The 8,578-nt window shown below is 32.6% G+C and carries 11 protein-coding genes; 5 read left to right on the top strand and 6 right to left on the bottom strand.

Annotation, left to right across the window (positions count from 1 at the left end):
* Position 1 precedes the first annotated feature (1 nt).
* Positions 2 to 1,168 carry a proline dehydrogenase family protein gene (locus ABJI11_RS09705; protein WP_348351633.1) on the bottom strand — a complete coding sequence of 389 codons (1,167 nt, stop codon included), beginning with the start codon at positions 1,166 to 1,168 and terminating at the stop codon, positions 2 to 4.
* Between the two features lie 110 nt (positions 1,169 to 1,278).
* Here ABJI11_RS09705 and aroB point away from each other — a divergent pair, with 110 nt between their 5' ends.
* A complete protein-coding gene (gene aroB, locus ABJI11_RS09700) occupies positions 1,279 to 2,340 on the top strand; it encodes a 3-dehydroquinate synthase (protein ID WP_348351631.1) in 1,062 nt (353 codons plus the stop codon).
* Between the two features lie 108 nt (positions 2,341 to 2,448).
* Positions 2,449 to 2,778: a hypothetical protein gene (locus ABJI11_RS09695; protein WP_348351629.1), complete on the top strand. Its 330-nt coding sequence runs from the start codon at positions 2,449 to 2,451 to the stop codon at positions 2,776 to 2,778.
* Here the strand turns inward: ABJI11_RS09695 and ABJI11_RS09690 are convergent.
* The 3 genes from ABJI11_RS09690 to ABJI11_RS09680 all read right to left on the bottom strand — a co-directional run bounded on the left by ABJI11_RS09690 (position 2,775) and on the right by ABJI11_RS09680 (position 5,081).
* Positions 2,775 to 3,296, bottom strand: coding sequence for a DinB family protein (locus ABJI11_RS09690; RefSeq protein ID WP_348351627.1), 522 nt, complete (start codon positions 3,294 to 3,296; stop codon positions 2,775 to 2,777). The two genes, ABJI11_RS09695 and ABJI11_RS09690, sit on opposite strands and share 4 nt — an antisense overlap.
* A gap of 85 nt (positions 3,297 to 3,381) precedes the next feature.
* Positions 3,382 to 3,861 carry a winged helix-turn-helix transcriptional regulator gene (locus tag ABJI11_RS09685; RefSeq protein WP_027066901.1) on the bottom strand — a complete coding sequence of 160 codons (480 nt, stop codon included), beginning with the start codon at positions 3,859 to 3,861 and terminating at the stop codon, positions 3,382 to 3,384.
* 116 nt (positions 3,862 to 3,977) lie between these two features.
* Entirely contained in the window at positions 3,978 to 5,081 is a 1,104-nt protein-coding gene (locus ABJI11_RS09680) for a M14 metallopeptidase family protein (protein WP_348351625.1), read from the bottom strand.
* A 261-nt stretch (positions 5,082 to 5,342) separates the two neighbouring features.
* Between ABJI11_RS09680 and ABJI11_RS09675 the strand changes: the two genes are divergently transcribed.
* The 3 genes from ABJI11_RS09675 (at position 5,343) to ABJI11_RS09665 (ending at position 6,959) form a co-directional block, all read left to right on the top strand.
* The gene (locus ABJI11_RS09675) at positions 5,343 to 5,699 is read left to right on the top strand and encodes a helix-turn-helix transcriptional regulator (RefSeq protein WP_348351623.1); all 357 of its coding nucleotides are present in this window, start codon (positions 5,343 to 5,345) and stop codon (positions 5,697 to 5,699) included.
* Positions 5,700 to 5,769: 70 nt separating this feature from the next.
* Positions 5,770 to 6,147, top strand: coding sequence for a hypothetical protein (locus ABJI11_RS09670; protein WP_348351621.1), 378 nt, complete (start codon positions 5,770 to 5,772; stop codon positions 6,145 to 6,147).
* A gap of 2 nt (positions 6,148 to 6,149) precedes the next feature.
* Positions 6,150 to 6,959, top strand: coding sequence for a TerC family protein (locus ABJI11_RS09665; protein WP_348351619.1), 810 nt, complete (start codon positions 6,150 to 6,152; stop codon positions 6,957 to 6,959).
* A 116-nt stretch (positions 6,960 to 7,075) separates the two neighbouring features.
* Here ABJI11_RS09665 and ABJI11_RS09660 read toward each other — a convergent pair whose 3' ends face one another.
* Positions 7,076 to 8,032, bottom strand: coding sequence for a sterol desaturase family protein (locus tag ABJI11_RS09660; protein WP_348351617.1), 957 nt, complete (start codon positions 8,030 to 8,032; stop codon positions 7,076 to 7,078).
* Between the two features lie 110 nt (positions 8,033 to 8,142).
* Complete coding sequence (gene mscL, locus ABJI11_RS09655) at positions 8,143 to 8,571, bottom strand: large-conductance mechanosensitive channel protein MscL (protein ID WP_348351615.1); 429 nt, start codon at positions 8,569 to 8,571, stop codon at positions 8,143 to 8,145.
* Between the last annotated feature and the right edge of the window lie 7 nt (positions 8,572 to 8,578).

The raw sequence follows: 8,578 nt of genomic DNA, 5'->3' as shown, positions 1-8,578 counted from the left end.
ATTACATTTTTCTACGTTTTCTTTCTTTCTTCAATAAGGATAATTCTCTACTTGTTTGCCCGGCAACAGATGTATTTTCATCAGCTCTTCTAATTAAATAAGGCATAACATCACGTACAGGTCCAAATGGCAGATATTTAGCTACATTGTATCCATTGGCAGCCAAGTTATAAGATATATGATCACTCATACCGTACAACTGCCCAAACCAAATATGAGTATTATTCTTGGCAATCCCTCTATCCTGCATCAGCTGCATTAATCGGTAACAACTTTCTTCATTGTGTGTACCCGAAAATATTGAAAGTGTATCTAAATGATCAATCATATAAGCAACAGTAGCATTAAAATTATCATCAGTTTCTTGCTTTGTTTTACAAATTGGAGAAGTATAGCCCTTTTCTTTTGCTCGATCATTTTCCTTTTCCATATAAGCACCACGCACAACTTTCATACCTACTAAAAATCCATCATTTATGGCACGTTCATGCAATGACTTTAAATATTGCAAACGATCCCATCTATATGTTTGTAGGGTGTTAAAAACAATACGCTTTTTTTTATTGTACTTACGCATCATGTCTTCAGCCAAATTATCTGCGGCATCTTGCATCCAACTTTCTTCCCCGTCAATTAATAAAGAAACCTCTAAATCATGTGCTTTCTTACATACCTTATCAAATCTATTAATCACACGTTGCCATTCTGCCTCTTCGGCTTCCGTTAGTGTTTTCTTTTCACTAATTTTTTGATAAAGAGCAAAACGACCAAAACCTGTTGGTTTAAAAACAGCATACGGTATAGCCTCTTTCTCTTTTACAAAATCCAAAATCGTCAAAATAATTTCTGTAGCCGTATCAAATGGATCTTCTTCTTCTTTGCCTTCAACAGAATAATCAAGTACCGAACATACTCCTTTCTCCCACATACGATCTACGACCGGCAAACAATCACGCTCATTTACCCCACCACAGAAATGATCAAAAACAGTAGCTCTAATTAAACTTTCAACCGGCAAATGCGCTTTAAATGCAAAATTGGTAATCACAGAACCCATTTTCACCAAAGGTTCATTGGAAATCATTTTAAAAAGAAAGTAAGCTCTTTCTAATTCTGAATCCGTTTTTAAGGCAAATGCAGTTGCAGTATTTTCAAAAATTTGGTCCATTCTTTATAATTTCTATAACGATCAAATATAATCACAGAATTTATAATCCTAAGACTAAAAATAACCTTTATTTTGCGGTAGAATTGCAAACACAAAAAGCCATATTTTCAATGGATTCTATAATTTCAGATTCTTACGCAGTACATTTTAATGAAGCAGCTTTTAAAGCTTTAAATGCTCATTTAGCCGATAAAAAATATTCTATAGTTTTTATTCTGGTTGATGAGAACACCCACGAACTTTGTTTGCCTAACTTCATGGCAGAAATCAACGGGGAATATCAATTTGAAATTATTGAAATAGAATCAGGCGAGATTAATAAAAATATTGAAACCTGTGTTGGTGTCTGGGAAGCTTTATCAGAATTAGGAGCCGACCGTAAAAGCGTTATGATCAACTTAGGAGGCGGAGTTCTAACGGATATGGGCGGATTTATAGCTTCAACTTTTAAAAGAAGCATAGACTTTATTAACGTACCCACTACCCTACTATCTATGGTTGATGCTTCTGTTGGCGGCAAAACCGGCGTAGACCTTGGTACTTTAAAAAATCAAATAGGCGTCATAAACCAACCGGTAATGGTACTTGTAGTTCCTAATTTTCTTGACACACTCGAAAAAAGACAAGTAATTAGTGGTTTTGCCGAAATGCTAAAACACGGACTCATTCAAAATTACAGCTATTGGGAAGCATTGAAAAAAGCTGAAAGTTTAGAGGATATGAAAAATCATATTCTTTCATCAATTCAAATAAAGAATGAAGTCGTATTACAAGATCCTACGGAACAGAACATACGCAAAATTTTAAATTACGGACATACACTTGGTCACGCCATAGAATCATACTTTCTAGAGAGTGAAGCTAAAGAAATGCTATTGCATGGCGAAGCAATTGCCGTAGGTATGATTCTAGAAGGATATTTATCTCATAAACTACTTAATTTACCTAAAGAAGTTTTAGATGATATTAAATCTACTTTTTTAGAAAGATATGATAAAGTTGAGTTTTCGGATATTGATATTGAGAGTATTTTAAAGTTAATGAAATACGATAAGAAAAATTCTCACGGAAAAGTAAACTTTGTACTCTTAAAAGCTATTGGTGAACCAGTAGTTGATGTTGAAATTCCTATTGAATTATTCACTGAAGCATTCGCTTACTACAAAGTTTAAAAACTTCACCTACTAAAAAGAGCACTTTCACAACTCTATTATATGAGATGTAAGTATAATGACTAGTTTAGTTATAGATAATTACAACTCACTATAAATAAAATAGTTATGACAAGACGCCTTATCGATTACCGTAAATTAGACCACCAATTAGCTGCCCTTTTAATAGAAACATACCCTCACGGATATGGTGATGAAGATATCATTTCATTCAAAAACATCAAAGGAGATTTTGTAGAAGCTGTTGAAATTAAAACCGACAACACTTTATACCTAGTTAAAATAAGCAAAAGCCTTTCTAACTTCATAGCAAACTTTGAAGAAAACATTGAAAAAGAGCTAGAATCAAAAACTCCGGAAGAAGTTATGAATTCAGAAGATATGACCAAAGCTCTTTATCTTAATTTTGAAACAGAAACCGAAGAGGAGCTCGATTAATTAAAGTAACGCTCTTGCAGAATATTTTCGTGGTGTTTTTGATGTCCGCTAATTACTAAGCCCAAAGCAGCAACTGACCATGGAATACCACTGGCAGTACCTACACGTCTAAGGTTTTCATCTTGCATTGCATCAAACAAACTTATGGATGCATCACGAACAGAAAGGTATTCTGCTAAAATATCTTCCTTTGTACGTTGATTAGCTTTACTCTCTAAAACAAAGATATCATGATCAAAACCCGGTAAAGGGGTTTTGTCATTTCTAGATATTCTAAACGCTCTATACTGAAACACTCGTTCCGTATCAATTAAATGAACCAAAACTTCGGCAACAGTCCACTTTCCTTCTCCGTAGCTTAATAAAAATTGTTCATCGGTTAAACCATGCACTAAGTCTTCAATACTTTTTCTACCTTTTAATAAAGCAGATTTTAGTTCTTCTTGCTCATCAAGAGTTTTTAAATAAGCACTATAAAAATATTGTAATTCGTCTTCTTGTAAATCTTTAACCGTCATTCTAAAAACTTAAATATTATCAATCAAAAAAGCCCAATCATAAAATATAACCGGGCTTTTTTTTAACTTAGTTAATTAATCTTATTTATAACTCATTAAAAATAGTATGCATCAAACGTTTTTTATCGTTGAAGCTTTCTTCTAATGAAATCATTGTTTCTGTTCTACTAATACCATCTATATCATCAATTTTAAAGATAATGTTTTTAGCATGCGTAGTATCTTTTGCTCTAATTTTACAGAATATATTGAATTTACCTGTAGTTATATGAGCTATGGTTACATTAGGTATTTGATTTAAACGCTCCAACACAAATTTTGTTTGGTGAGTTTTTTCAAGAAAAATACCAACGTAGGCTATAAAAGCATAACCCAGCTTTACATAATCTAAAGTAAGCGAAGAACCTTTAATAATCCCTGCTTCTTCCATTTTCTTTACTCTTACGTGTACCGTACCGGCAGATATAAGAAGTTTCTTTGCAATATCAGTAAAAGGAGTTCTGGTGTTGTCAATCAACATATCCAGAATTTGGTGGTCTATTTCGTCTAATTTGACTTTACCCATAGTTGTACAATTTTTGCCAAAAATAAAAAATAATCACATTAAACTCATTGAATCTTCATTTTTTTTAATGAAACCGTAAACAATTTCATTATTTCAAAGAAATTAGATAACAAAAATCACACAAGTAGATTCAACAAATGATGACTTTTTAGCCATTCTACATCTGTTTCATCATTGCAATTCAAGGTTTTATGCCCAAATATCTCTGCGGGTTCTTTTTCAAACATATGCAAACCTGGCACAAACTCAAGTTGACCTTCATTTAATATCTCTTTATATTGTATAGCCGCAATCTCGCCCTTTGTCAACTTGTTAGCAGCAAAATTTGAATTAAAAACTAAAATATCTACATATTGTTTTCCATTTTCCGGTATAGCTTCATAATCCGTTACCGTATATTCCTTAATTTGATTATATGTTATAGTTTGCAAAGCTTTTAACAATGCTTTGAAAATATAACCTCTAGTTATCTCTCTATTATAATCATCTTTAAAGTGACCAGCTTCAAATAATATTGTTGGCGTTTTCTTCATTTGAAATGCGTCACCAACACAATTGGCATTGAACCCATCATCATATCGCCCAATCTGCCCAGGAATTTCATCTTGTAACGTACTATTCATTGCAGCAATCAGTTGCATACTAATTTCACGTGAAGGTGAATTGTTACGTTCAACATCAAAAGCTGGTGCCAAAAAAGAAACCGTTGCCGGTTTATTAGTGTTGCCTACATTAAATATAGTTCTTTGATCATGTAGATTAAAACAAAAATCAGGTTTGAAATCTTCATATACTCTTTTCAACACACGACTTTCAGGTTGCGTTAGTTCTTGTGCATCTCTATTCAGGTCAATTCTATTTGCATTGACCCTTGTATAGACACGAGCACCATCAGGATTAAGAATGGGGATTATTTTTATAGTACATGCTTGCAAAATTTCATTTACTTCAGAATTTTCATTTTTCAAATAACTCAATAAGTCAATTACAGCTTTAGTAGTTGTAGATTCATTTCCATGCATTTGAGACCACATTAAAATACGCTGAGATCCTTTTCCAAACTCAATACTTTTAATAGACTCACTGCGTACAGATTTACCTTCTACTTTAATTTTAAAATCATTAGGCAGCGCATCTAAAAATTCATTTAGGTGGTCGTAATTAATATATCGTCCAGAAATTTCTGAAACACAAATTTGATTATACATCAATTCTTTCATTGTCAAACATCTTTTATAAAACACAAAAATACTACAGGTAAAGTTTACAATTGTAAACATTAGTTTGTTTAATGATGTAACATTGTTACGGCTCATTGATTACAATTTTAACAAATTACAATATAGATAGTTTAAATAATTATATATCAAGTTATTAAATAAAATAATATAAAGTAAATATTTAACAAATAAGTAATATATAGTAGCAATAAATATTGAAATTAATAATTCTTAATTAAAGAATATATTAACTTTGTAAACATGCTTGACCCCTCTTCTTTTCTTACAAGATTAAAGACAATTTTAGTACACAACGAACTTTCATCTGCTGCGTTTGCAGATTTAATTGATGTACAACGATCTAGTATTTCTCATCTATTAAACGGAAGAAACAAACCTAGTTTAGAATTCATCATGAAGGTAAACGACGCTTTTCCTGAGGTTGATTTGCAATGGTTACTATATGGTAAAGGAAGCTATCCTAAAACTAAAACCAACCCTACTTCCTATCCTAAAATAACCAAAACAGAAAGAGGACAAAAAAGTAAAGACAGAAACTTGGAACGCATAATTATGTTTTATAGTGACGGCACTTTCAAAACATATACCGAATTTTAAGACGAATTTGACAAAACACTATTCTTCTCTTTTTATATCTACTTGATTCCTATTTTCATTATTTTGCAGTATGATGAAAAATATAATTTCTACTATGGCACTATGCCTAATACTTGGGTCATGCTATGAACCTGAACGTGATTGTGAAAAATACAAGACCGGTTCATTTAAGTTTACATATGAAGTTGGTTACACAACTAAAGAAGGAAGGTTTACAAGAACCGAAGATTACAGTGTAGACTACTATGAAAACAAAATAGATAGCGCCACAGTTCGCTGGTTCAATGATTGCGAATTCGTTTTACAAGATATTAATAGCAAGGTAGCCATACATTATAAAATTATTAGCACAACAGATTCCTCATACACCTTTCAATACAAAAGCGCCGTAAAGGACCCTAACAAAAAATTAATAGTAAAAACCGGAACCGCAATTAAGACCAACTAACCATGTTCGAAATTTTCTCTAATCCAGACGCCTGGATTGCATTGCTTACCTTGACTTTTCTTGAAATTGTTTTAGGTATTGACAATATCATTTTCATCTCTATAGCAGCAGGTAAATTAGATCCCACACAACGAAAAAAAGCAACAAATATAGGTTTGGTACTGGCAATGGTTATGCGTATTATTTTATTATTTGGCATAACCCTCCTCACTTCAATGAAAAAGCCATTCTGGGTATTTGATAGTGAATGGATTACCGGTGGAATAAGCGGACAAGGAATTATACTCTTTCTAGGCGGCTTATTCCTACTATACAAGAGCACCAAGGAGATACATGAAAAAGTTGAAGACAGAGGTCACGACGAAAGGGAGGTAAAAAAGGCCAGGTCCACTTCATTGACCAATGCCATACTTCAGATAACAGTTATCAATATTGTATTTTCATTTGATTCTATACTTACTGCAATAGGTATGACTAACGGAATTTCACCAAACCCAAACGATGCACTTGTTTTAATGATAGTTGCAGTAGTCATCTCTGTTGTTATTATGATGTTGTTCGCAAACCCTGTGGGTGAGTTTGTTAACAGACACCCTTCTATACAAATACTAGGTTTATCTTTTTTAATATTAATTGGCTTCATGTTAATTGCAGAATCAGCACATTTATGCCATTTAATAGTTTTTGGTAATGAAGTTGGCACAATACCAAAGGGCTACTTATACTTTTCAATAGCATTCTCGCTAATGGTAGAGTTCTTTGATTTACGAATGAAAAAGAACAAGAAACCTATAACAGAAACAGAAGACTAACACTCTAATATAATTCCAATAAAAAAACCGATCAAGCAAATGCTCAATCGGTTTTTTTATTTGCAAAACTGACTATAGCAATAAATCTAAAGTCAGTTTTATTCGATTAGACTAATCTAATTTGGTCTATCAAAGGAAACACTCGGATTAGCCTCTTTTTGTTCTTTAAACAAGCGCTGTTGCTGTTTAACCGTCATGGTACTACCATCATGACTCCACCCTGGAGGTCCAAATATGTACATCAATTTATGACTTAATTTCTTTGACTTCTTAGTGTCTGCCCAAATATCCTTAAACTCGTGAGTAAGAATAACTATAGGGTTATTAGAGTTAGGGGCATGAATTACACCAAATTTTACATCAATATTTTCATCATACTCTTTCCATGTACCAAAGATTTTATCAAAGAAATTTAAGAATCCGCCGTGGTTTTTATCCAGATACTCAACGTTTTGTGCGTGGTGCACTTGGTGCATGGTATGAGTATTAAATATTTTCTCAATAAATCCCATTTTAGGAACATACTGCGAATGCAATTGAAATTGCCAGAAAGACTCAATAGCCAAACAAACAACCACCATTTCTACAGGGAAGCCGATTATTGGCATCCAAACATAGAAAAAAGGCTTATAAAGTAACGTAAACCACCCATTACGGATAGCAGTACCTAAATTAAAGTTATCTGATGAATGGTGAACAATATGAGCCGCCCATAAAATTCTAATCTCATGATTAGCCCTATGAAACCAATAGTAGGTAAAATCATCTGCCAATTGACAAAGCAACCACACATACCAAGCATACCCAAAAGATTCATAACCCATAATATTGGTTCTTACACCATCTACCATTGGATTAAACAATTCGTAAGCATATTCAAAAAGAACTACTAATAAAATTACTTTAAGCAAAGGACCAATAATTGCTGATCCAATTCCCATAACACTACTTGCCGCAAAATCTTTCCAGTCATAAAGATCATCATCTCCATGAGTTTTGCTGTAGGTTAATTCTAATAAAATAAAGGCAATAAAAGCTGGTGCGCCATACACCAGAGGGTTAGTGAAATCCATTAAATAATTTATTTTTTGTAAAGGTAGTTATAAAACCAATTATTCTTAGAATTTGTCTAATCTTAACATTCTATCTAACAATAAGACTTCTCAATAATTAAACAGATTATTTAGTTTTTATTTTTAAGTATAGCGTTTTGTTCTTGTAATAGTTTTTCCATACTAGAAAGCAAAGCGATATTTTTAGGAGTTTTCACCTCTTTATTTTCAGGATCTTCGGACTTCTCTTTAAATCTATTTATAAATTTCACCATAACAAATATGGTAAACGCTATAATTCCAAAATCAATTAAAGATTCAATAAGCTCCCCATAACCAATTGCAACTTCTTCTACCGATTCTGAGGCTTCACGAAGAACCCATTTTTTATTCGACAGATTTACATCATCGGTCAATAATGAAAGTGGCGGCATTATTATTGCCGAAACAATTGTACTTACCACTTTATTAAAAGCTGTACCAATAATAATACCTACAGCCAAATCTATCATATTGCCTTTTATGGCGAAATTCTTGAACTCTTGGAAAAATTTTTTCATAATAAAG

This window comes from Maribacter sp. (assembly GCF_039968975.1).
Taxonomy (GTDB): Bacteria; Bacteroidota; Bacteroidia; order Flavobacteriales; family Flavobacteriaceae; genus Maribacter.
The sequence above is the reverse complement of the archived record's forward strand: the minus strand, read 5'-3'. Positions and strand labels throughout refer to the sequence as shown.